The organism is Oceanospirillum sp. (assembly GCF_048265165.1).
In the GTDB taxonomy this organism is placed as follows: Bacteria; Pseudomonadota; Gammaproteobacteria; order Pseudomonadales; family Halomonadaceae; genus Oceanospirillum.
Genome location: NZ_JBLXCD010000007.1, coordinates 179,947 through 204,282 on the forward strand (window position 1 = coordinate 179,947; position 24,336 = coordinate 204,282).

Annotated in this window: 23 protein-coding genes; 19 read left to right on the forward strand and 4 right to left on the reverse strand. The window is 47.7% G+C overall.

What is annotated here, in order from left to right; all coding sequences use genetic code 11:
• Nucleotides 1-33 precede the first annotated feature (33 nt).
• Genes ACN0R8_RS13825 through ACN0R8_RS13835 form a run of 3 tightly spaced genes read right to left on the reverse strand, consistent with a single transcriptional unit; the run spans nt 34 to nt 2,792 of the window.
• Nucleotides 34-894: a DMT family transporter gene (locus ACN0R8_RS13825; RefSeq protein WP_417598396.1), complete on the reverse strand. Its 861-nt coding sequence runs from the start codon at nt 892-894 to the stop codon at nt 34-36.
• A complete protein-coding gene (locus ACN0R8_RS13830) occupies nt 884-1,849 on the reverse strand; it encodes a GGDEF domain-containing protein (RefSeq protein ID WP_417598398.1) in 966 nt (321 codons plus the stop codon). The genes ACN0R8_RS13825 and ACN0R8_RS13830 overlap by 11 nt, the downstream gene beginning before the upstream one ends.
• Nucleotides 1,842-2,792 carry a hypothetical protein gene (locus ACN0R8_RS13835; protein ID WP_417598400.1) on the reverse strand — a complete coding sequence of 317 codons (951 nt, stop codon included), beginning with the start codon at nt 2,790-2,792 and terminating at the stop codon, nt 1,842-1,844. Before ACN0R8_RS13835 ends, ACN0R8_RS13830 begins: the two co-directional genes overlap by 8 nt.
• A gap of 136 nt (nt 2,793-2,928) precedes the next feature.
• Here ACN0R8_RS13835 and ACN0R8_RS13840 point away from each other — a divergent pair, with 136 nt between their 5' ends.
• The 14 genes from ACN0R8_RS13840 (at nt 2,929) to ACN0R8_RS13905 (ending at nt 15,585) form a co-directional block, all read left to right on the forward strand.
• Entirely contained in the window at nt 2,929-4,185 is a 1,257-nt protein-coding gene (locus ACN0R8_RS13840) for a glutamate-5-semialdehyde dehydrogenase (protein ID WP_417598402.1), read from the forward strand.
• An 89-nt stretch (nt 4,186-4,274) separates the two neighbouring features.
• Complete coding sequence (gene nadD, locus ACN0R8_RS13845) at nt 4,275-4,931, forward strand: nicotinate-nucleotide adenylyltransferase (RefSeq protein WP_417598404.1); 657 nt, start codon at nt 4,275-4,277, stop codon at nt 4,929-4,931.
• Nucleotides 4,932-5,119: 188 nt separating this feature from the next.
• Complete coding sequence (gene rsfS / locus ACN0R8_RS13850; protein ID WP_417598406.1) at nt 5,120-5,497, forward strand: ribosome silencing factor; 378 nt, start codon at nt 5,120-5,122, stop codon at nt 5,495-5,497.
• Nucleotides 5,494-5,961: a 23S rRNA (pseudouridine(1915)-N(3))-methyltransferase RlmH gene (gene rlmH, locus ACN0R8_RS13855; protein WP_417598408.1), complete on the forward strand. Its 468-nt coding sequence runs from the start codon at nt 5,494-5,496 to the stop codon at nt 5,959-5,961. The genes rsfS and rlmH overlap by 4 nt, the downstream gene beginning before the upstream one ends.
• Before the next feature lie 33 nt (nt 5,962-5,994).
• A complete protein-coding gene (gene mrdA / locus ACN0R8_RS13860; RefSeq protein ID WP_417598410.1) occupies nt 5,995-7,875 on the forward strand; it encodes a penicillin-binding protein 2 in 1,881 nt (626 codons plus the stop codon).
• A complete protein-coding gene (gene rodA, locus ACN0R8_RS13865) occupies nt 7,872-9,020 on the forward strand; it encodes a rod shape-determining protein RodA (RefSeq protein ID WP_417598412.1) in 1,149 nt (382 codons plus the stop codon). Before mrdA ends, rodA begins: the two co-directional genes overlap by 4 nt.
• Nucleotides 9,021-9,131: 111 nt before the next feature.
• Nucleotides 9,132-10,166: a lytic murein transglycosylase B gene (gene mltB, locus ACN0R8_RS13870; RefSeq protein WP_417598414.1), complete on the forward strand. Its 1,035-nt coding sequence runs from the start codon at nt 9,132-9,134 to the stop codon at nt 10,164-10,166.
• Between the two features lie 14 nt (nt 10,167-10,180).
• Nucleotides 10,181-11,032, forward strand: a complete 852-nt coding sequence (locus tag ACN0R8_RS13875; protein ID WP_417598415.1) for a septal ring lytic transglycosylase RlpA family protein — start codon at nt 10,181-10,183, stop codon at nt 11,030-11,032.
• 186 nt (nt 11,033-11,218) lie between these two features.
• The gene (locus tag ACN0R8_RS13880) at nt 11,219-12,385 is read left to right on the forward strand and encodes a D-alanyl-D-alanine carboxypeptidase family protein (protein WP_417598417.1); all 1,167 of its coding nucleotides are present in this window, start codon (nt 11,219-11,221) and stop codon (nt 12,383-12,385) included.
• Between the two features lie 229 nt (nt 12,386-12,614).
• Nucleotides 12,615-12,887, forward strand: a complete 273-nt coding sequence (locus ACN0R8_RS13885) for a YbeD family protein (protein ID WP_417598419.1) — start codon at nt 12,615-12,617, stop codon at nt 12,885-12,887.
• 3 nt (nt 12,888-12,890) lie between these two features.
• Complete coding sequence (gene lipB, locus ACN0R8_RS13890) at nt 12,891-13,571, forward strand: lipoyl(octanoyl) transferase LipB (protein WP_417598421.1); 681 nt, start codon at nt 12,891-12,893, stop codon at nt 13,569-13,571.
• Between the two features lie 36 nt (nt 13,572-13,607).
• On the forward strand, nt 13,608-14,600 hold the full coding sequence (gene lipA / locus ACN0R8_RS13895; protein WP_417598447.1) for a lipoyl synthase: 993 nt from the start codon (nt 13,608-13,610) through the stop codon (nt 14,598-14,600).
• Nucleotides 14,601-14,696: 96 nt separating this feature from the next.
• On the forward strand, nt 14,697-14,984 hold the full coding sequence (locus ACN0R8_RS13900; protein ID WP_417598423.1) for a hypothetical protein: 288 nt from the start codon (nt 14,697-14,699) through the stop codon (nt 14,982-14,984).
• A gap of 37 nt (nt 14,985-15,021) precedes the next feature.
• Nucleotides 15,022-15,585, forward strand: a complete 564-nt coding sequence (locus ACN0R8_RS13905; protein ID WP_417598425.1) for a CBS domain-containing protein — start codon at nt 15,022-15,024, stop codon at nt 15,583-15,585.
• Nucleotides 15,586-15,677: 92 nt separating this feature from the next.
• Here the strand turns inward: ACN0R8_RS13905 and ACN0R8_RS13910 are convergent, their stop codons facing one another.
• The gene (locus ACN0R8_RS13910; protein WP_417598427.1) at nt 15,678-16,238 is read right to left on the reverse strand and encodes a D-sedoheptulose-7-phosphate isomerase; all 561 of its coding nucleotides are present in this window, start codon (nt 16,236-16,238) and stop codon (nt 15,678-15,680) included.
• Nucleotides 16,239-16,806: 568 nt separating this feature from the next.
• Here ACN0R8_RS13910 and aceE point away from each other — a divergent pair.
• The 5 genes from aceE to nfsA all read left to right on the forward strand — a co-directional run bounded on the left by aceE (nt 16,807) and on the right by nfsA (nt 24,230).
• The gene (gene aceE, locus ACN0R8_RS13915) at nt 16,807-19,473 is read left to right on the forward strand and encodes a pyruvate dehydrogenase (acetyl-transferring), homodimeric type (protein ID WP_417598429.1); all 2,667 of its coding nucleotides are present in this window, start codon (nt 16,807-16,809) and stop codon (nt 19,471-19,473) included.
• A gap of 131 nt (nt 19,474-19,604) precedes the next feature.
• A complete protein-coding gene (gene aceF, locus ACN0R8_RS13920; RefSeq protein WP_417598431.1) occupies nt 19,605-21,569 on the forward strand; it encodes a pyruvate dehydrogenase complex dihydrolipoyllysine-residue acetyltransferase in 1,965 nt (654 codons plus the stop codon).
• A 181-nt stretch (nt 21,570-21,750) separates the two neighbouring features.
• Complete coding sequence (locus ACN0R8_RS13925) at nt 21,751-22,428, forward strand: LysE family translocator (protein ID WP_417598449.1); 678 nt, start codon at nt 21,751-21,753, stop codon at nt 22,426-22,428.
• A gap of 237 nt (nt 22,429-22,665) precedes the next feature.
• Complete coding sequence (gene adk, locus ACN0R8_RS13930; protein WP_417598433.1) at nt 22,666-23,319, forward strand: adenylate kinase; 654 nt, start codon at nt 22,666-22,668, stop codon at nt 23,317-23,319.
• Between the two features lie 188 nt (nt 23,320-23,507).
• Nucleotides 23,508-24,230: an oxygen-insensitive NADPH nitroreductase gene (gene nfsA / locus ACN0R8_RS13935; protein ID WP_417598436.1), complete on the forward strand. Its 723-nt coding sequence runs from the start codon at nt 23,508-23,510 to the stop codon at nt 24,228-24,230.
• Nucleotides 24,231-24,336 lie beyond the last annotated feature (106 nt).

Genomic DNA, 24,336 nt, shown 5'->3' on the forward strand with positions numbered 1-24,336 from the left:
CGGGCCTTAACTGGTCTGAAGTTCTTTGTCAGCTTAAGTTTGCTTTTTGCTTAGGGTTTCGTTAACCGCCGCAGCAATGATCAGGCTGCCACCAATCAATGTCATCGTCTGTGCTTGTTCACCCAGAATCAGAAACGCGAGCAGCGCCCCGTACACAGGCTGCAGGCATGAGATCAGACTAATGCTTGCGGCCTTCAGATAGCGCAAACTGCTGGCAAGCAGCGTGTGTGGCGCTGCGGTAAAAACCGTGGCCAGAAGGAAAAGCTGGAACCACTGTTCACCGGGTAAGGAAAGTACTTCTCCGCTGACAAAGGGCAGCAGCATTATAGCCACCAAGAGGGATTGCCAGCCCATTGTCTGAACAGGGCTGTATTGGCTGTAATACTTTTTCATAAAGAGATTACGCAGCGTGAATAGAAATGCGGATATGACACCCCAGAATACTCCTAGCGCGATGGGGTCGTCAGGATTCAATGAGGGCGTCATCAGGCTGACACCTGACACTACCAGCAGTGCGGCAAAAAGATCTTTACCTTTAAGGCGCGCACGATCAAATACAGGCTCCAGCAGAACGGTCATTACCGGAAAAGTAAACAAAGAGAGAATACCGACAGTGACACCGGCGATTTGCATGGAGTGGAAGTAGGTTACCCAGTGCAGCCCCATCAGAACCGAAAGCCCTAGAATGCCGAGGTTATGGTGGTTGTGGGCGAAGCCGATTTTTTTGTTCCGTAACCGCAGCCAACCCAATAATAAAACACCGGCAATCAGGCAGCGCCAGGCAGTCATATCTAAGGCATTCAAGTGGAGTGTCTGGGAAAAAAGTGCGGTGCCGCCAAACAGTAACAGGCCGCCATGAAGGCTTAAAAGTCCTTTTAAATGATCAGAGTGCATTGTGGGCTCGCATATCAGGATCGGCTAAAGCACGTTCCATAAATTGGTTGGATGTTTCACTGGCTTGAAGTGTTACCGGGTTTAGGCCAAGGTCTCTTGCAATAACCGACAGTGCAAAATGATCTTCCATCTGCTGTACCAGACGCTCTTTCAAAACAATACAGCCATTAATGGATGTATTTGGCAGAAGTAATAGAAAGCTGCTATCACTCATTCGGTAAATTTCATCCCCGGTTCTGCCGACCTCTTCCATAATCTGAGCTATTTTAATAAAAAGGTTACGTGTTTTGTATTCACCCTGACGGGCGGTGAATTCTTCAATATTGTGAATCGTAAATAGTAGTGCTGAAAGAGGCCGTCGTGTTGCTTTTGCTCGGGAAACTTCAGCGACTAGGCGTTTGCTCAGCTGGTTGGCAGAAAAGGCTCCTGTCAGACTGTCCTTGCCGCTGAGTCTTTCCAGTGTTTGTGTTTGGCTTTCCTGGGTATAGGCAAAGATAAAGCAGATACCAGAAAAAAGGCTTAGGTTGATTGCAAGATCGATCAGTATCAGAGGGTTGATCTGTTCCACAGCAAAAAAGACAAACAAAGAGAAGAATAGTAATAAACTAAAAGAGGCTTGGCGGACCGGTAAAATAAAGTAGGTCAGCACTGGGACCATATAGAGCCACTGCCGATAGAGAGGGTCAAACAGGGGGCCACTGTTCAGAACGACCAGTCCTAGTAAAATAAGCAATGGGTACGGTGTGATATCACGGCTTCCATTACTCTGAAATAGTCGGATAAGTGCTAATACCAGAATAAACGGGCTGGATAGAGCCGGCCAGAGAATTTGTTGATAGTGCCCAAGCATGTAGTGATACCAAGCAATAATGGCCAGAACAAACGCTAGGGAAAAATAGAGCCCTGCCGTAACTTTGTCCCGCATTTTAGAAGTATTCTGGCCCAGATCAATCATATAAATTCTGCTCGTTCTGAATATCGATAAAATCACTTTTCAGGTAAAGGGGGGCGCTGACGTCCTGTTGCTCAGCAAAGGCGATCGCTTCAGATGCCTTGTCCAGCAACTCCTGCTCAGTTTCATGTTCTCCGGGAACGACGGCGGCTAGGTGCATGCATTCATTGAAGTTGTTGTAGTACTGGTAGCAGATGCTGAGGCTATCCCGGAAAGAGCCGGAGGGGGTTAATGCGATAAGGTAGTCATCAACTCGATAGAGGCGGTCAAAAGGGCGTAGAGCCTGGTTTATCAGTTCTGACGTTTTGCGCAATGTCAGATCTGAATATTCATGGCGGCCTTTGAAGCAGAGCAGAGACAGGCTGGTATTTTCCCGATCAGCCCGTGCGAGCTCCCTTGGCAGGTCATCCCTTAATTGCTGAGTGTTGTAGGCGGAGCTTTCAGCATCGAGACTGACGAGTTCCTGCAGGTGCTGCTGTTTCTCTCTGTTGGTAAAAATGAAAATACAGGCTACAGAAGTAGCTGACCAGAACAGATAAAGTACCTGAAGCCTTTCAACACCAGCCAGCTGGACCGTTGTGGAAAGATTGAAAATCAGGGCGTAGCCCAATGTTAGTGTCAGGGCTGACTTAAAAGGCAGAAGACTGAACAGGTAAAATGGCAATATATAGGCCCAGTGAGCGGTCAGGATTACAGGAACCCAGGAGCCTGCAATCGTTAATGTGGCCACCATCGCAAGAATTAGTAGAGGCAACATGCGGGAAGGTTTCAGGGGGAAAACGAAGTTATAAAGGCCTGTCACAAGAAGAGTCAGACTGATTAGCATCAGAGCTTCCCCTGCCTGAGGCAGTTGATTCAGATACTGTGTCCAGCCCAATAGCAAGGTCACTGCTCCGGCGAGGATAAAGTAAACGGCGTTCAGGCGTGCTTTGTACTTGGTGTCCATTCGCGTATAGTTGCCAGTTCTGGAAATGAATACAGCGGATTATAACGATTACAGCCCTTAAAGGTAGAGGGTGTTCCAGATATTTGTTACAGGAAAGCAGTCGCAGAAAATAAGAGCATCAGGGTTTACTAACACCATGAATATCAAACAGTATATGCAGGAGATGGGTCAAAAGGCCCGTCTTGCCTCACGCGCTATCGCAAAAGCAGATACCGGCTTAAAAAACAAAGCTCTTCTGGCCACCGCAGATGCACTGGATGCAGCCCGACCGATACTGGCAGCCGAAAATGAAAAAGACCTGGCAAATGGTCGTGATAATGGTTTGGACAGTGCTCTTCTGGATCGTTTGGCGCTGACTCCTAAGGTCATCGATACCATGATTGAGGGCTTGCGTCAGGTTGCGGCTCTACCCGACCCTATCGGTGAAATTACCGATATGAATTTTCGCCCGAGCGGTATTCAGCTAGGTAAAATGCGTGTTCCGCTTGGTGTTATTGGCATTATTTATGAATCCCGCCCTAATGTCACTGTGGAAGCGGCCAGCCTCTGTCTGAAGTCCGGAAATGCAGTGATACTTCGCGGTGGTTCTGAGGCTATTCACTCCAATCAGGCGATTGCCCGATGTATAGCCCAGGGCCTTGCGGCTGCGGATTTACCGGCGGCCACGGTTCAGGTTGTTGAGACGACTGATCGGGCTGCGGTAGGGGAGCTGATTACCATGCCGCAATTTGTGGATGTGATTGTGCCCCGGGGTGGCAAGGGCCTGATTGAAAGGGTTAGTAAAGATGCCTCTGTACCTGTGATTAAGCATCTTGACGGCATCTGTCATGTCTATATTGATGATCAGGCTGACCTGGACAAGGCGGTTAAGATCGCTGTAAACGCTAAGACTCACCGCTATGGTACCTGTAATACTATGGAAACCTTGTTGGTAGCAGAGTCTGTTGCGGCAAAGGTACTGCCTTTGTTGGCAGAAGAATATGCGGCGAAAGGTGTTGAACTGAGAGGCTGTGAGAAGACCTGTGCTATTCTGGCCAGTGCCATTCCGGCGACGGAAGAGGACTGGAGCACGGAGTATCTGGCTCCAATACTGGCGATCAAGGTCGTATCATCTGCAGATGAAGCAATTGATCATATTAATGATTTTGGTTCTCATCATACGGATGCCATTGTCACTGAAAATTACACCCTGGCACGTCGTTTCCTGGCCGAGGTGGATTCCAGCTCTGTTATGGTCAACGCTTCTACTCGCTTCGCGGATGGATTCGAGTATGGTTTAGGTGCGGAGATCGGTATCTCTACCGATAAAATTCATGCCCGTGGTCCGGTTGGTTTGGAAGGTCTGACCTCCCGGAAATATGTGGTCTTTGGTGATGGCCATATCCGCGACTGATTGTAGCGTCGCGTTATTAGCGGCAGGTCAGTAGGCCTGCCGTTTTTGTATCTGCAATGACTCTAACTTGAATAGCTTCTGAAAATCTTATGTCTGATAAACCTGATATCGTCGCTGTGATGGGAGGGACTTTTGACCCGGTTCATAATGGACATCTTCGCTCAGCCCTGGAGCTGAAGCAGCTATTGGCACTGGATGAAGTCCGTTTGGTTCCCTGTCATCAAACGCCTCATCGCGAACAGCCCCGAAGAAGCAGCCAGCAGAGATTGCATATGCTCGACCTGGCTGTTGCTGGTGAAGCAGGGTTGCGTATCGATGACCGGGAACTCCGGCTTGATCAGCCTTCCTATTCGGTTTTTACACTACAGGGGCTGCGTAAAGAGCTGGGTAATGAGGCTGTGCTTTTCTGGGTCATGGGAATTGATGCATTTGCCCACTTTACCTCTTGGTATCAATGGCGTGAAATTCTGACGCTGGCCAATCTTATTATAATGACACGTCCGGGTTTTGAGTTAGTCTCAGAGTCAGAAGAGAAAAGGCTTTGGCAAGAGCGTGCAATTGAGGTGTCTGAACTTCATATGCACCCTTCCGGGAAAATTCTGTCTATCAGTCTGCCTTCGCAGCTGGAGATTTCTGCAACCTATATCCGTCAGCAGTTATCGCGGGGACAATCTGTGCGCTACCTGCTGCCTGATTCGGTTATCAGTTACATTGGGACCCATAAACTTTATGTTAAAGCGTCCTGATCTTTTCGGTATTTGAGCGCGTTTTTTTGCCTGATGTTAAACTAATGTCTCTTTTTATGGCTTTTGGCGTCAGTTTTTACAGAGAAATGAACATTAAGGCTACAAAGCTGCTCTAACTTGTAAGACAATTGCGTTCTTATTTGATTAATCCTGAATTCGTCTGGTTAATCCTGAAAATCTGAGGTCCTATGCAAACAGAACAACTCAAGCAGCTGGTTATTGACTCGCTGGAAGAGATGAAGGGTAACGATATTGTGGTGCTTGATGTTCAAGGCAACACCAGCGTTACTGACTTTATGGTTATCGCTAGTGGTACATCTAACCGTCACGTGGCCTCCATGGCTAATAATGTGGTGGTGAGTGTTAAAGAGCAGGGCGTTCGTCCGCTGGGCGTGGAAGGTCAGGCCGGTAGTGAGTGGGTTCTGGTGGATTTGGGGGATATTGTGGTGCATGTAATGCAGCCGGCAACCCGCCAGTTCTATGATCTTGAGCGCCTCTGGAGTGATTTACCGGAGGATTCTGTTGCGGAGTCCGGAATGCAGGAGTCGTCGGAGAGCCATTCTTGAGGATCAAGCTTATTGCAGTGGGCACTAAAATGCCCAAGTGGGTAGAGCAAGGCTACGAAGAGTATGCTAAACGTCTGCCTCGGGAGTTTTCTCTGGAATTGATGGAGATTGCTCCCGGCAATCGCGGTAAGAATGCTGATATTGAGCGTGCAATCCGAAAAGAGGGCGAGCTGATGATGTCTAAGATCAGCTCATCTGATCATGTTGTTGCTCTCGAAGTGCTCGGGAAGACATGGTCTACCGAGCAGCTTGCTAAAGAAGCTGAAGGTTGGCAAATGCTCGGTCGTGATGTTTGCCTGCTGGTTGGTGGCCCTGAAGGTCTTGCCCGGGAGTGTAAACAAAGAGCAAATCAGCAATGGTCTTTGTCGCCTCTTACACTGCCGCATCCTATGGTGAGGCTCCTGTTAGCGGAGCAGGTTTACCGGGCCTGGAGTGTTATCCAGGGGCACCCCTATCATCGCTAAAACTCTCATCTTTCCAAGAACGGTGATAACCGGATGTCTGAAAAACGCACACTGAAAAACCTCGACCTTGAATACCGTCTTTTCAAGGAAAGGATCTTTGTCGCTTTTGCCATCGTTATCCTTCTTGTTATGGTGCTCGTTTCCCGCATGGTTTATCTGCAGGTATACCAATACGACGTCTATAGTACCAAATCCGATAAAAACAGAATGCACGTAAGGGCTATCCCTCCCACACGAGGCCTTATCTTTGATGGTAAAGGCCGTGTATTGGCAGAAAATCTGCCCAGTTATAACCTGATGTTTGTTCGTGAGCAGGCGAAAGATATCCAGGGTGTACTGAACACTCTGTCAGAGGTTTTGGAGCTGAGTGAAACCCAGCAAAAAGAGATTGCTGAGCAGACTTATAGTCAGCGCCGACCCTTTCACTCCGCTCTTCTGTTAAGCCAGCTAACCGAAGAACAGATCGCTAAAGTTTCTGTTAATCGTTATCGCCTTCCTGGTGTTGAAATTGAAGCTCAGCTGATCCGCCACTACCCCTATGGCCCGATGACAGCCCATGTTCTGGGTTATGTTTCCCGTATTAGTGAACTGGATCTTAAAAAGGTCGACCGTTCGCAGTATGCGGGGACTTACTATATTGGAAAGAGTGGGATTGAGCGCCAGTATGAAGAAACCCTACATGGAAAAGTGGGCGTTCAAACGGTTGAAACCAACGCCCGGGGCCGAGTGTTGAGTGTTCTTGATGAGACCTTGCCTCAGCCTGGACAGTCATTGAAACTGCACCTGGATACGGATCTTCAATACGCTGCGATGCGGGCTTTATCGGGATTTCGGGGTTCTATCGTCGCTATTGAGCCTAAAACCGGTGGCATTCTTGCGATCGTCAGTACGCCAAGTTTTGACCCCAATCTTTTCGTTTCAGGTATTGATAGTAAAACTTATAAAGAGTTGATCACTTCCCGTGACCTGCCTATGTTTAACCGGAGTATCCGGGGGAACTACCCTCCAGCTTCAACCATTAAAGCCTTTATGGCAATTGCCGGACTTGAAGAGGGAGTTGTCACTCAGGACTTTACCATTGAAGATCCCGGCTGGTTTCAGTTACCGAATGATGATCGTTATTACCGCAACTGGAAGCGGATTGGGCACGGTACAGTGGATTTGAGAAAAGCGATTGTGGTTTCAAACGATACCTATTTTTATAACCTGGCCTACAATTTAGGCATTGATCGCATTTACCCTTTTATGCAACGTTTTGGATTTGGTTTGAATACAGCACTGGATATACCTCAGGCCTCACCGGGGCTTATGCCAAGTCGTGACTGGAAGCGTACTAAACGAAAGTCTCCCTGGTTTCCGGGTGAAACACTAAGCGTAGGAATTGGCCAGGGGTATTGGCAGGCAACGCCTCTGCAGATTGCTACGTCAATGGCGGTATTGGCTAACAAGGGAAAATGGGTGCAGCCCCGATTGGTAAAAAGTATTGATAGTAAAGACATCGTTACTGATAACAAAGAATCTCCAAAAGATATCGTACTATCCGATGAGCGTTACTGGGACATTGCTATAGAAGCTATGGTCGACGTGGTTCATAGTGGAACGGGGACGGCGCGACGGATCGGCAAGCAGGTTGACTATACGATTGCAGGTAAAACCGGTACCGCTCAGGTAAAAAGCATCAAACAAGATGAAGTTTACGATGAAAGCAAGTTGGCCGAGCGTCACCGGGACCATGCAATGTTTGCCGGTTTTGCTCCGGCCCATGACCCGAAAATTGCACTGGCCGTGATTGTAGAAAATGCGGGTAGCGGCAGCACGACAGCAGCACCTATCGCTAAGATGGTATTTGATGCTTACCTGAAAAAAGAGCGTGATCTGAGGCTGACTGAGTCAGTAGGCGGAGGAAAAGAGTGAGTACACGTGACTTTTTGCACCGGTTGCCAGGGGCTGCTAATGCATTCCAGCGTCCTGCTGGTTGGTTGGAGCGGATCCATATCGATTTCTGGATGCTGATGATTCTATTTGTTCTCATTAGTTGCGGTCTTTTTGTACTTTATAGTGCATCTGGAGAGAGTCTGCATGATGTTAAGCGTCAGGGGATGCGTTTTCTTGTGGCACTTGCAGGCATGTTTATTATTGCTCAGATTGAGCCACGACAACTACAGCGCTGGACCCCTGTTTTTTACCTGGGCGGGGCAGTTCTTTTACTGGCTGTTTTACTGTTTGGTGTTGGTGCAAAAGGTGCGCAGCGTTGGATTCAGATACCTGGCATTGGTTTTCGTTTTCAGCCATCGGAGATTATGAAGCTGGCGATGCCGATGATGGTTGCCTGGTTTCTGGCCAATCGACCTTTACCCCCGGGTTGGAAACATTTATTGATTTCAGCTGTCATTATTGGGGTGCCCGTGTTGATGATTGCCCGGCAGCCTGATTTGGGAACTTCGCTTTTGGTAGCTGCGGCTGCTGTTTTCGTTGTGCTTCTGGCAGGGTTGAGCTGGAAACTTATCGGTGGTTTTATTGTACTCGGTATTTCCGCGCTACCGGCGTTATGGCATGTGATGCATGACTATCAGCGTCAGCGAGTACTGACTTTCCTTAATCCTGAGATTGACCCTTTGGGTTCTGGCTGGAACATCATTCAGTCAAAAACAGCCATTGGTTCTGGCGGTATTTATGGGAAGGGTTGGCTTCAGGGAACCCAGTCGCAACTTGAGTTTCTTCCGGAGCGGCATACTGATTTTATTATCGCTGTACTGGCTGAAGAGTTTGGTCTGGTGGGTATTGGTCTGATTCTGCTGGCTTACCTTGCGATTATTGGCCGGGGGCTCTTTATTGCATTAAATGCTCAGGATACCTACGGTCGTTTAGTGGCTGGCAGTATTACACTGACATTTTTTGTCTATGTGTTCGTTAATATTGGTATGGTCAGTGGATTATTGCCAGTGGTGGGAGTACCGCTACCTCTGGTGAGTTATGGTGGTACCTCTATTGTTACTTTGATGGCGGGATTCGGGATTCTGATGTCGATTCACACCCATCGAAGCTTAGTTAGAAAGTAGTCTCTCAGCGTTTTGAGGGGCGTTTAATGTTTTTTATTTGCTTGTTTTGTTAGAGTGCAAAACATATAAGTAAGCTCATTCAGTTTTGGACGTGACAGCATGGGATATCTGATGAATATCAAAACCACTTTTTATCGTTGGTTTGGGCGTAGCTCCATTGCAGCGTTGGCCTTTGTACCGATAGGCTGCGCCACTGCAAATACACCGGAGCAACCAACGCAGACTGAATACGAGCGTAACGTACAGATTGAAGATTTTGTTACCGAGATGGTTCGTGATCACGGCTTTACACCATCTGCTTTGAAAACTGTTCTTGGTAAAGCAGAGAAGAAGCAGAGTATTTTGGATGCGATCTCCCGCCCGGCGGAAAAGACCTTAGAGTGGAAAGGCTACCGCAAGATTTTTATTACTGATAAACGTATTACTGGTGGTGTACGCTTTATGCGTAAACACCGAGCTGTTCTTGAACGCGCTGAAATGGTTTACGGTGTCCCGAAAGAAATTATCACTGCGATTATCGGCGTCGAGACATACTACGGACGTATGGCAGGTAACTATAGGGTTGTCGATGCTTTAAGTACTCTGGCTTTTGACTACCCGCCGCGTGCTGAATTTTTCCGCAGTCAGTTAAAAGAGTATTTTATTCTGGCGCGTGAAGAGAGTATCGACCCATTGTCTATTAAAGGGTCTTATGCTGGCGCCATGGGGTATGGGCAATTTATTCCAAGCAGTTATCGTAATTTTGCCGTTGACTTTGACGGTGATAAAAAGCGTGATATCTGGAATAACCCAACGGATGCCATCGGCAGTGTTGCTAATTATTTCAAAGAGCATCACTGGCAAACAGGTGAGCCTGTTGTTGTTCCGGCTACCGTTCAGGGCGATGCTTATAACGAGTTTGTTAACACTAACCTGAAGCCAGAGCTTTCGGTCCAGGAGTTGGCTGAAAAGGGATTTATGCCAAAGGACCGTCGCCGCTATTCCGGTATGGCTACAGCTATGGAGCTACAGGGTGAAAAGGGTGTAGAACATTGGTTAGGGCTCAGGAATTTTTACGTCATTACCCGCTATAATCACAGCAAGCTTTATGCGATGGCGGTGTATCAGTTAAGTCAGAAAATAAAACAAGCTGACCAGCAGGGATAGGTGAGATAGAGTCGATGACAGCCAGATCAATCTCTGTATCTGTAAATCAGGGGCAGGAGTTTCGCCGGTATTACGGTGTTTTGTTTACTTTGCTGGCTTTTTTGGCTGGTTGTAGCTTATCACCTTCCGGGTCGCGCTATGAGCTCCAGCAGGATGCAGCACCGGATGATGTTTTTGATATGAATAAGATCAAAGACTTAGACCCGGTTTATGAGCCTCCAAGCCCTGCTGGAAATAGATCACCCTATTCTGTCTGGGGGAAAAGCTATACCGTACTGCCATCCAGCAAGGGATATAAGGCTGAAGGAACTGCCTCCTGGTATGGCAAGAAGTTTCATGGATACCATACATCAAATGGTGAGATTTATGATATGTATCAGCTATCTGCTGCACATAAAAGCTTACCTCTCCCTTCCTATGTTCTGGTGACCCACCTGACGAACGGAAAGCAGGTTCTTGTACGGGTTAATGACCGTGGCCCCTTCCATGATAACAGGCTTATTGATCTTTCCTATGCGGCGGCGGCTCGGCTTGATATGTTGGCAACGGGTACTGCCCCTGTCAGGATTGAGGCCATAGACCCAGTAAAGTGGAACAGCGGTATTAATCCCTTGATTAATCAGCTTCAACCACCGGTGCTTGTTCAGGTTGCTGCAATGAGCAAATCTGAATCTGCGCTCAGGCTGGGACAGCAGCTAGAAAAAGGGACGGGTCAGACGATGAAGGTTCTTCCTTCTCAGGTGAACGGGCGGCTGTTGTACAAAGTTCAGCTTGGCCCTGTTGAATCCCGCTCTGAGCTTCAGCGTTTGATTCATCAGTTATCGGAAGATGGTTTTGTCAGGCCTATCATTATCCCCGTCCCCTGATAAGCCCTAGAATGAACTTTGGTCTTGTTGGCCAGTCTGACTATGCGTATTTATGCTCCGTTATGGTGCTAGGTGCGCTTTTGGTACGGCATGGTATACTTGCCGATTTTAATAGCATTGCTCTTTTTTGGGGCGATGGACATACACGCAGTATCCTGCATTTTAAAAGGTTAAGAGTTAGTCATCATGAGGATTTTCAGACAAATTCGTGCAAAAGCAGTGGTTATCTTCTCGATTCTGGGGCTTATATTATCGGTGACAGCCCAGGCAGCTCTGATACCCGCTCCGCCGAAGCTTGCTGCTAAATCCTATATTTTGATTGATGCTGATAGCGGCCGTGTATTGGTCGAGCATAATGCAGATAAACAACTCCCTCCTGCCAGTTTGACTAAAATGATGACGGCCTATCTGGTTGAGTCTGAGGTTTCCAAAGGCAACCTTAGCCCTGAGGATAAAGTACGGGTTAGTGTTAAGGCCTGGAAAGCACCAGGTTCTCGTATGTTTATCAAAGAAGGTGACTTTGTTGTTATCGAAGACTTGCTTAAAGGCATTATTATTCAGTCTGGTAATGACGCGAGTATTGCCGTTGCGGAGCATATTGGTGGTAGTGAAGAAGCTTTTGCTGACCTGATGACTCAGCATGCACAGATGATGGGCATGAAAAATACTCAGTTTTTGAATGCTACCGGCCTACCAGGTAAGGGGCATTACTCTACTGCCCATGATTTGGCTATTTTGGCGAACCACATTATTAAGGACTTCCCGGATCTGTATAGCGTCTATTCGCAACAGTATTTCACCTATAATGGTATACGACAGGCGAATCGTAACCGTCTGTTGTGGCGTGATAAATCCGTTGACGGCTTGAAAACCGGTCACACTGATGAGGCTGGCTACTGCCTTGTTTCTTCGGCAAAGCGCGGCGACATGCGTCTTATCTCTGTGGTTATGGGAACCAGCAGTGAAGAAGCACGCGCCCGTGAGAGTCAGAAATTACTGGCTTATGGCTTTCGTTATTTTGAAACACTTGAACCCTATTCAGCCGGTACGGTACTGAATGAACCTAAAGTTTGGGGCGGACAGCAACCTGATGTAAAACTGGGTATCCGCGAAAACCTGAATATTACGATTCCCCGAGGGCAAGCCAAGCGATTGACAGCTAAGCTCAATGTTAACAAAGTGATTAAAGCACCGGTTACAGAAGGGCAATCGATGGGTGTACTCCAGGTTAGTCTTGATGGTGAGGTTTTAGCAGAACGTCCCTTGGTTGCCTTGGAGTCTGTCGAACAAGGTGGCTTCTTTAAGCGTCTCTGGGATAGTATCGTTCTATTTTTTAAAGGACTGTTGGGCTAGAAATTTAAACCTGATGCCCATATATCTGTTGGAAAGCAGTTCAGATCGTTAAACGATAAAGACCAACTGGATTAGTTGGTGAAAACCAAAGACAATAAGTGTCCTTGGTTGACTGTTGATGTCGGTCTGCTACCGGCTTAGAGGACGGGGCCCTGAGGCCCCGTTTTGCTATTTAAAGATAGGCTGGGAAGCACACCTCAGGCTATTACAAGTTTCAAAGGTTTGGACTATGAGTAATCAGCAAGAAGCGCCTAAAATTGAATTTCCCTGTGATTACCCGATCAAGGTTGTTGGTCGTGCCAGCCATGATTTTCGTCAGGTTGTACTTGATGTAATTGAAATTCATGCACCTGGGTTTGACCTGACACTGGTTGATGTCATCGAAAGCAGTGGCGGTAAGTTTCAGTCTGTACGCGTCACCATTACAGCAACGGGTGAGCCTCAGTTAAAGTCTATTTATGAAGACCTGAAAGCTACTGGTCGTGTCCAGATGGTACTCTAAGGGATGACTTTGAGCGATCGGAAAAAAGAGATACCTCCAGTTAAAGTCTGCTACCTAGGGCTGGTCCCCTATGAAGAAACCTGGCAGAAAATGCAGGCATATACGAATATCCGGACTCCATCAGACCCGGATCAAGTATGGATTCTGGAGCATCCACCGGTTTTTACTCAGGGATTAGCGGGTAAAGATGAACATCTCTTGGCGCCTGGGGATATACCTGTCGTTCAAGTTGATCGTGGGGGGCAGGTGACTTTTCATGGCCCGGGGCAATTAGTGGTTTACCTGCTACTGGATGTCAAGCGTTTAGGGACTGGAGTTCGTCAGCTAGTTACCCTCATGGAGCACTCAGTGGTGGAAAGCCTTAAGCAAGCTGGAGTAAATGCTTATCCTAAGCCGGATGCACCTGGAGTGTATGTCCGGGTTGAAGGTGAAGAGTGCAAGATCGCCTCTCTGGGGCTTCGTATCCGGCGGGGCTGCTCTTTTCATGGTTTAGCTTTTAATCTGGATATGGATGTTACACCATTTTTAAGGATCAACCCCTGCGGTTATCAGGGATTGAGAATGACACAGCTTAAAGAAGTTGCCCCTCAGGTTACCCCTGAGCAAGCAACACAGTGGGTTCTGAATCACCTTATCGAGGGATTGGGGAATCCGACTATCAGAGAACAAAAGGGGCTGGATTAGTCTATGAGTGATACGCGCTCACAATTCGTTGATGCAATGACCGGTGTAAGTGAAAGCAAGGGTCAGAAAGTGGTGAAGAAAACCGGTAAAGTTGAGCAGGGTGTCAAACTGCGCGGTGCTGATAAAACAGATCGAATTCCGGTGAAAATCATCCCAACAGAAGAGATTCCCCGTAAGCCTGAGTGGCTGAAAGTTCGCATGTATGCCACCCCGGAAGTTCGCCGTATCAAGGATACTCTGCGTACCCGTAAGCTGCATACCGTGTGCGAAGAGGCTGCCTGTCCGAACCTCGGAGAGTGTTTCAATGGTGGTACTGCAACGTTCATGATTATGGGTGACATCTGCACCCGCCGTTGTCCTTTCTGCGATGTGGCCCATGGCCGCCCGAATAACCTTAATCAGGATGAGCCAAGGGAGCTGGCCGAAGCAATTGCTGATATGCGTCTGAAGTACGTGGTGATCACTTCGGTGGATCGTGATGATCTACGTGATGGCGGTGCTCAGCACTTTGCGGACTGTATCTCTGAAACCCGTGAGCGCATGGACAGTATTGAAATTGAAGTACTGGTGCCGGATTTCCGAGGGCGTATGGATGTTGCTCTGGATATCTTGCAGCAGACACCTCCTGATGTCTTTAACCATAACCTGGAGACGGTGCCGGCACTTTATCGCAAGGTTCGCCCAGGGGCGGATTACCAATGGTCACTGGATCTTCTTAAGCAGTATAAAGAGCGCTGCCCGGACGTATTGACCAAGTCAGGCCTGATGCTGGGCGTTGGAGAGACAAAAGAAGAAGTGGTTGAGGTGATGAAAGACCTGCGTGCCCATAACGTTGATATGCTGACGCTGGGGCAGTATATGCAGCCTTCCAAGAACCATCTGGCGATTGACCGCTGGGTGCACCCTGATGAGTTCGACGAATTGAGAGTGATAGCTGAAGGGTTGGGCTTTAAGCATGTTGCTTCTGGTCCTCTGGTTCGCTCCTCGTATCATGCTGATAAACAGGCTCATGGCGAAACCGTTAAGTAGCACAGAAAAACCTTTTGTAGCATGCAAAAGGTTTTTTATTGCTGTGGCGGAAATAGTTGTCTAAGCTGAAGTTAATTTCTTAACGAGGATGACTTTATGTCTCGTTTTTCATTAACCCTATCAGTACTTGGTTTTTTCCTGCTGTTGATCCTGCAGGGAAATAACGTTCAGGTATTTGAGCCTGCCGAAGATTCGGCAATAGTTATTACAGACATAGTCTGTGATACTGATAATGGGTTTGATGATTCTGTATTGCTGCCAGAGAGAATAAGTCTGACACCGCTTTATTTGTCTGGGGTTGTCGCCTTCTCTCTGACTGCTCCCGTCTTGGGGCTCCCAGTCTCAAGTTCTCTTATTCGAGCCCCTCCTGCAATGCCTGCCTGATATATAAATTTTCTTTTATTTGAAGAAGAGCATTGCTATGAAAACACTGCAACTATTACCTGTCGGTAACGATTATCATCTTGTGCACCCAGAAGAATTTAATCATTTAGACCCAAGTGCACCTGCGTTAGCAATTTTTACCGATTTTAAGAAACATGTTCCTCAATCAGTTATGGCTGACCTAGCTGCAGTTCATGCTGAATCCTTAATGCGGAAGTCTCATGTGCGAATGAAGGTTGTGCTGGATAAAGAGGGGGAGCTGATAGGGATTGTCAGCCTGAATGAACTGGATGATCAGAACTTTTTTAAAGTCCAGCATGAAGATCGAATCAAGCATGACGAGGTGTTGGTTCAGCACCTTATGATTCCCCGTCAGGATCTGATGGCTCTGGATTATAATGAGCTGGCCGCCGCTGATATTGATCAGGTGCTGGAAACGCTGAAGCAGAATAAACAGCAGCACTGCCTCGTTGTGGATAGTGAAAATGAGCAGATAAGAGGCTTGATCTCAGCAACGGATATTGCTCGTCGTCTGCATATTCCATTAGAAATTGAAAAGCCAACGACTTTCTACGACATTTTTATGGCGATTAAACACTGATTGTCGGACAAAAAAACCGACTTAAGATGACAAAAAAGCAGCCGCAAGGCTGCTTTTTTTGTAGACTCGATTCCCGATGCTCGTGTAGAAGGTTAGTCTGAAAACCGCTCATCCATGGCTTCACACAGCCAGTGACCAACGACCATATGAGCCTCCTGGATACGCGCTGTTTCAGATGAAGGCATGCGCAGCGTGGCATCTGCAATATCGAGAAGCTGACCTCCGCTTTCTCCGGTCCATGCATAGGTGAAGCAGCCTATTTCTTTTGCTACTTTAAAAGCATCAATCACATTGGCGCTATTGCCGGAAGTTGAAAGTCCTACCACGATATCTTCAGATCGCGCGAGTGCTTCTATTTGACGGCTGAAGACTGTGTCAAAGCTATAGTCATTGGAGTGGGCCGTCAAAATAGATGTATCAGTTGTCAGTGCAATTGCCGCGAGTGTCGGGCGTTCTTTTTTGTAGCGGACAACAAATTCAGCGGCCAGATGTTGGCTATCAGCGGCGCTTCCGCCATTACCCATAAAAATGACCTTGCCGCCATTGCGAATTGACGATTCCACTTTGCTTGCAAGTTGCTGGATTTCACTCTCAAGCCCCTGCAGTTTGCTTAGGGTTTCCATGTGGCGTTGTAAGGCGGCCAAAAAGCTCATAACGTATACCTGAGTAAGAAAATTCAGAATGACGAATTATACATTAGATTGTTTTTTTAGGGCAGTTAGCTGGTAGCGGTGAGGCGCAACGAAATGTATCTGGGGATTGATCTTGGCGCGACAAAGATAGAGGTTGTTGTGCTGGGCGGCGACATGAGCAATATTGAAGCGCATTATTCCTAGGTCATGCGTTGGTTGCCAGATTTCTCTGCTACTTTTGTCTTAAAAATGACCAATTAGGGGATGGTTATCCACTCTAATTTTTGTCTTTGGTTTTTTTTTGTAGTATTTTTACAAAACTGGCCAGTCGACTATAGCTGAACTGGTAGCAGTATAGTTAAAGACAAACCTTTTATCATGGGTTTGCAGTTCTTTGAATCATTTCGCACTCGCGATATGAAGTGGTTGCAAAATCTCAGTCATTCGGACTGAAATTTTTGCTTCAGATTAAAAAGTCCGACATGTTCCTGATGTAAATAAACTACAAGCGCTGAAAAAAGCGCGAGGACAGGAGCTGCCACATGATCTGTGGCTCGGCTGAATCGGAAAAATGCGGAGAGTTGATAATATGAGTCTGGATACACGAGCAGATCTTGATCCTACAGAAACCCAGGAATGGTTAGATTCACTGGATTCTGTAATGGATCGTGAGGGTGAAGATCGTGCTCAGTTTCTGTTGAGCGAACTGGGTAATCGTTTACGTCGTGAGGGTGCTCAGCCCCCTTTCTCTATCACTACGCCGCACCGTAATACCATTCCGGTTCACCGTGAAACCCGCATGCCGGGTGATCTGTTTATGGAGCGTCGTATTCGCTCTGTCATTCGTTGGAATGCTATCGCAATGGTGATGCGTGCCAATAAGAAAAACCCAGGTATTGGCGGACATATCTCAAGCTTTATGTCCAGTGCAACGCTGTACGATGTAGGCTTTAATTACTTCTTCCGCGCGCCGAAGGATGACTTTGAAGGTGATTTGGTTTATATCCAGGGGCATACTGCGCCAGGTATCTATTCCCGCTCTTTCCTAGAGGGGCGTCTGAGCGAAGAGCAGCTGGATAAATTCCGTCAGGAAGTGGATGGTGGTGGTCTTTCATCTTATCCACACCCTTGGCTGATGCCGGATTATTGGCAGTTCCCTACAGTATCCATGGGTCTGGGTCCACTGGGGGCTATTTATCAGGCCCACGTCATGAAGTATCTGGACAGCCGTGGCAAAAAGCCAATGGATGATCGTAAAATCTGGGCTTTCCTGGGTGACGGTGAGTGCGATGAGCCGGAAACTCTGGGTGCGATCTCTCTGGCTGGCCGTGAAAAACTGGATAACTTGATCTTTGTGATCAACTGTAACTTACAGCGTCTGGACGGCCCGGTTCGTGGTAACGGCCGTATTATGGATGAGCTGGAAGGTGTTTTCCGTGGTGCTGGCTGGAACGTAATCAAGGTGGTCTGGGGACGTTTCTGGGATCCTCTGTTTGAACGTGACAACAAAGACATCATGCAAAAGCGCATGGACGAAGTCGTTGATGGTGAGTATCAGAACTACAAGCAGAAGGGCGGTGCTTATACCCGTGAACACTTCTTCGGCAAGTACCCTGAACTGGCGGACATGGTTAAGGATATGTCTGACGAAGACATCTATCGCCTGAACCGTGGCGGTCATGATCCGTATAAAGTTTATGCGGCCTACCACGAAGCTGTTAATACAACCGGTAAGCCAACGGTTATTCTGGCCCATACCGTAAAAGGCTATGGTATCGGTGAAGATGGTGAAGCGACTAACGATACTCACTCAGTGAAATCGTTGCAGATGGCTGGCCTTAAGAAGTTCCGTGATCGGTTTGGTATTCCGCTAACTGATGAGCAGCTGGAAGAAGTTCCGTACTACAAACCGGCGGCTGACAGTCCTGAGATGCAGTACATGCAGGCTCAGCGTGAGCGTTTAGGTGGTTACCTGCCTGCGCGCCGCAAGACTTTTGAGCCACTCGAGATTCCAGGCCTGGACAGCAAAATCTTTGAAGCCCAATTAAAAGGCTCCGGTGATCGCGAAATCTCAACCACGATGGCCTTTGTGCGTATCTTGTCCGGTCTGGTTAAAGACAAGCAGATCGGTGAGCGTGTTGTACCGATTGTGCCGGACGAAGCCCGTACCTTTGGTATGGAAGGCATGTTCCGTCAGCTGGGTATCTATACTTCTGAAGGCCAGAAATATAAGCCGGAAGATGCTGACCAGATCATGTACTACAAGGAAGACAAAAAAGGTCAGATCCTTGAAGAGGGTATTTCTGAAGCGGGTGCCATGTCGGCATGGGTTGCGGCAGGTTCTAGTTACAGCAACCACAACTATGCACTGATACCGTTCTACATCTACTACTCGATGTTTGGTTTCCAGCGTATCGGTGATATTGCATGGCTAGCCGGTGATATTCAGGCGAAAGGCTTCCTGGTGGGTGGTACTGCCGGTCGTACAACACTGAATGGTGAAGGCCTGCAGCACCAGGATGGCCACAGCCATATTCTGGCGGGAACGATTCCAAACTGTGTCACCTATGATCCTGCTTACGCCTATGAGATGGCAGTGATTATTCAGGATGGTCTGCGTCGTATGTATCAGGAGCAAGAAAACTGCTTCTATTACTTGACCTCTATGAATGAGAACTACGAGCAGCCTGCTATGCCGAAAGGTGCCGAAGAGGGCATTCTGAAAGGTATGTACCTGCTGAAAGAGTCGGGTGACAGCAAGCTAAAAGTACAGCTGATGGGTTCCGGTACGATTCTGCGTGAAGTAATCGCCGGTGCAGAACTGCTGAAAGAAGACTTTGGTGTTGATGCGGATATCTGGAGTGTAACCAGCTTTAACGAACTGCGCCGTAATGGTCTGGCAGCCGATCGCCAGAACTTCCTGCACCCAGAAGCTGACGAGAAAGAAGCTTACATTACCTCTTGTCTGAAAGATCGTCAGGGGCCTGTGATCGCTTCTACTGACTATATGAAGCTGCATGCTGATCAGGTACGCAGCTTTATCCCGACAGACTATCGTGTACTGGGTACTGATGGCTTTGGTCGCTCGGATACCCGTCAGAAATTACGCCACTTCTTTGAAGTAGACCGTTATTTTGTAGCGGTTGCAGCTCTTAAAGCGCTGGCAGATCGTGGTGAAGTTGAGCGTAAAGTGGTTGCAGAAGCGATCAGTAAGTACAACATCAACCCGGAAAAATGTGACCCACTGACCTGTTAATTGGTGTTTGAAAATAACCAATGAGGTAGCTGCCTGACAGAGCTACCTTTCTCTAGCAGTTAACAGGTAACCGTTCTGATCCGGCGATGATAAATGAGCCGGATCAAACCAATTGAATAGGAGCGAAAGCTTTGAGTACTGAAATCATCAAAGTGCCGGATATTGGCGGAGATTCAGATGTCGAGGTCATCGAGGTCTGTGTTGCAGTGGGTGACCGTATTGACGCAGAAGACTCACTGGTGGTGCTGGAATCAGACAAAGCGTCTATGGACATACCCAGCCCGCAAAGTGGTGTAGTAAAAGCGATTAAACTGAATGTGGGTGACAAGGTTTCTGAGGGTCACGACATTCTGGAACTGGAAATTGAAGGCGCGGCTGATACCGCATCTGAAGAAGCACCAGTACAAGCTGCACCGACAGCAGAGCCAGCCTCTGTTCAGAATGAACCGGCAGTCACTCCGCAGACAGCAGCAACGCCATCCATCGAAACCATCAAGGTGCCGGATATCGGCGATGATGGCGAAGTGGAAGTGATTGAGATCAGTGTTGCTATAGGCGATGAGATTGCTGAAGAAGACTCTTTGATTGTACTGGAGTCGGACAAAGCCTCCATGGAGGTGCCTTCACCGGTTGCCGGTAAGGTCGTAGAAATTCTGGTGGAAACCGGAGCAAAAGTTTCAGAGGGTACTCCGGTACTACGTGTTGAAACGGCCGGTGGTGGTGTCGTTGAAGCTCCTGCCTCAGCTCCAAAAGCTGCTCCGGTGCAGGCAGAGACCCCTGCACCTGTAGCCGCTCCTGCTGCTGGGCCGGTTCGTAAAGAGATTCACGTGCCGGATCTGAGTGGTAACAATGATGTACCTGTTATCGAAGTATCAGCTTCAGTTGGTGATGAATTACAGGAAGAAGATGCCCTGTTTGTCCTTGAAACTGACAAGGCTACTATGGAGGTTCCAGCTCCGTTTGCCGGTAAGCTGATTGAGTTCTTTGTGACCGAAGGCCAGAACGTGAACCAGGGTGATCTGGTTGCGGTAATGGAGGTAATGGAAGGGGCTGCTCCTCAGGAACAGACTCCAATAGCATCGGCTCCAGCTGTAGCATCAGCGGCTCCTGCACAAGTTCCGGCTTCTTCGGCAGCTCCAACGGCAGCCGCTACCGCAGACAGCGGCCGCAAAACCGGAAAAGTACACGCAGGTCCTGCCGTTCGTATGACCGCCCGTGAATTTGGCATCGATCTCTTGGATGTGACGCCGACCGGACCCCGTGGCCGTATCCTGAAAGAAGATGTTCAGGCTTACGTGAAGCAGGTGATGCAGCAGGCTAAATCAGCCCCTAAATCAGCTCAGAATGCTGCCGGTGGTGCCGGCATTCCGCCAATTCCTGCGGTTGATTTCAGCCAGTTCGGTGAGATAGAAGAGAAACCCATGGGACGCCTGTTGAAGGCTGGTGCAATGAATCTGCACCGCTCCTGGCTGAATGTGCCCCATGTGACGCAGTTCGATGAAGCAGACATCACCGAGCTGGAGAAATTCCGTAAGTCTATGAAAGGTGAAGCAGAGAAGCGGGGCTCTAAACTGACGCCACTGCCATTTATTCTGAAAGCCTGTGCTTATGCAATGCAGAAATATCCACAGTTTAATGTGTCTCTGCACCCGGATGGTGACAAGCTCATCCACAAGAAATATATCAATATCGGTTTTGCGGTAGATACGCCGGACGGACTACTTGTGCCAGTGGTTCGTGATGTTGACCAGAAATCTCTCTGGGAACTGGCTGATGCTACTGCAGATCTGGCTGGTCGGGCCCAGAAAAAGCAATTAAAAGCGGATGATATGAAGGGTGGTTGTTTCACTATTTCTAGCTTAGGCTCGATTGGTGGTACAGCATTTACTCCTATTGTTAATGCGCCGGAAGTTGCTATTTTGGGTGTTTCTAAAGCCAGCATTAAGCCTGTGTGGAATGGGAGTGACTTTGTGCCACGGCAGATGTTGCCGTTGTCGCTATCCTATGATCACCGGGCGATCAACGGGGCTGATGCAGCACGCTTCACAGCGTTTATTGCGGCGGTTCTCGCTGATATTCGTCAGATACTTATGTAAGAGCTGTGCCGGCTCTGTAGCTGACGAGACTCCATTATTACCCGAAAGGGTAGTTGTGCCTGTGGCGGTATTCTTCGGAATACCGCCTTTTTGCCTTCTAAAAACAGGTTTATTTGTCGGAAATCGAGTCAGATTTGCGATATTATCGATTGATTGTTGCGATCAATTTCAAGGAAACGATATGACTGAATTTTTGCATCAGAGCGGTATATTTCTGGATTCAAGCTTTTGGGCTTTTTTAGTGGCTATTACATTACTTACGATGTCTCCGGGGGTTGATACGATTATTGTTATCAGAAATACCTTACGTGGTGGGACGCGGGACGGCATTATCACGAGTATAGCGATCTGTCTGGGGCTGTTTATTCACGCCATCATCTCAGCTGGCGGTATTTCACTGATTTTGTTGCAGTCAGCTATGCTTTTTACCGCGCTGAAACTGGTTGGGGCGCTTTATTTAATCTGGCTGGGTTATAAAAGCCTGTCTTCTGCATTCAGTAGAACATCTGGTTCATCCTTGACCCAAGCTATTACAGAAACAGTTGATGGCGTAGGAGGTTCGTCCTGGCGCTCATTTCGTGAGGGCTTTTTGAGTAACGTGCTTAACCCCAAGACAGTTGTATTTTATATGGCTTTTTTACCGCAGTTCATTCAGGCGGGTGAGCCTGCAATGCTTAAGTCGCTGTTTCTGGCTGCGGTTCACTTTTGCATCGCAAACCTTTGGCAGATTCTGATTGTTTTGCTGATTGGCAAAGCTTCATCATGGCTGTTAAAGGGATCGGTCATGAAAGGAATTGATGGGGTAATTGGCACTGTAATGATTGGTTTTGGTCTGAAGCTGGCTTTGGATCGCGGTTAGAAATCAATCAAACGAATGTTTGTCAGCTACAACGAATGTATCCTTGTTTTTGCCGTTGTGGACGGGTATTGTCGTTTTCAAATTACCAGGGTGTTGACTGATGAGTCTGTTACTTTCTGGTTTAGCAGATGTTATAACCGTCTGATCGAATTAAGAATTTTTATTCGGCGCTAGCTGCACAGCGTTGGATTTATAAAGAATAACGATTTAATAATTACACTTAGGGAGCTTTTCTCCATGCGTTTAATTTTGTTGGGCGCTCCAGGCGCTGGTAAAGGTACTCAGGCTCAGTTTATCTGCGAGAAATTTGATATTCCGCAAATCTCTACCGGTGATATGCTGCGTGCAGCTGTTAAAGAAGGCTCCGAACTGGGTCTTAAGGTTAAAGAGATTATGGAAACTGGCGGTCTAGTTTCTGATGAGCTGATTATCTCTCTTGTAAAAGAGCGTATTGCTCAGGATGATTGCAAAGCTGGTTTCCTGTTTGATGGTTTCCCTCGGACAATCCCTCAGGCAGATGCCATGAAAGAGGCCGGCGTTCAACTGGATCATGTTGTTGAAATCGACGTGGCGGATGAAGAGATTATCAAGCGTATGAGTGGTCGCCGTGTCCATCCTGCGTCTGGTCGCACTTATCACATTGTTTTCAATCAGCCTAAGACTGAAGGAAAAGATGATGTGACCGGTGAAGATCTGATTCAACGTGAAGACGATAAGGAAGAAACCGTTCGTCATCGTCTGGGTGTTTATCACGATCAAACGGCTCCTTTGGTTGATTACTATAAATCCTGGGAAGCGACCGGTGCTGCCGAGGCTCCTAAATATGCTCACATTGCTGGTGTCGGCAGTGTTGATGATATTCGTGATAAGGTATTTGCCGCTCTTTCTTAAGAAGCACAGCCCTCTACCCTAATACTGCACGTGAAGCACTTCATATTAGGTGCAGTTATTAGAGAGAACGAAATAAATCCGGTATTCTCTGATTATTTAGCGATGCCGGATTTTTTTATGGGCGAAGTTTCCCGCCCTACAAGTTTGTAAAGCGGCATCTCTACCTTGGCAAATATATAGGTTGAATTATGAATCAAACAATAGAGACCCTTCTTTCCCATCGCTCTATTCGCAAGTTTACTGACCAGGCTATTCCGCAAGAGGTGCTGGCGACTCTGATTGATTGCGCAAGAGCGGCATCTTCTTCGAGTAATATCCAGTGCGTTAGCATTATTCGCATTATTGATGCAAAGAAAAGAGAGCTGCTGTCTGAATATGCCGGTGGTCAAGCCTATGTTGCCAGTGCAGCAGAGTTTCTGGTTTTTTGTGCGGACTTTAATCGCCATCAGCAAGTTAAGCCGGATTCCAAGCTGGGTTTTACCGAGCAAACTCTGATCGGCGCTGTGGACTCAGCGCTTATGGCTCAGAACTGCCTTCTGGCTGCTGAGTCCTTAGGGTTGGGCGGTGTCTATATAGGTGGCTTGCGCAATAATCCTGATAAGGTTTGCGAGTTATTAGATCTACCGGAAAATGTATTTCCGATGTTCGGGATGTGTCTGGGCTACCCTGACCAGGATCCAGCTTTAAAACCAAGGCTGCCAGCTGATTTGATTTTGCACACTGATAGCTACCAATCGTTGGATGTCGAGAAGCTTGCTGAATACGATGCAACAATGCGCGAGTATTACGATATAAGAACAGGCGGCAAGCTTGATCAATCATGGTCTGATCAGATTAAGGCTATCCTGAGTAAAGAGGCGCGGCCATTTATGCAGGGAGCGCTCAAGAAGCAGGGTTTTGCTAAGAAATAAGCTCAGACTATCAGTAAAGGCCCGTCACCCGTAAGGTGCCGGGCTTTTCTTTTGTTTTCAGAGTCTCGGTCCGAATACTGTATGGCGGGTCATCTTTGCTTATAGT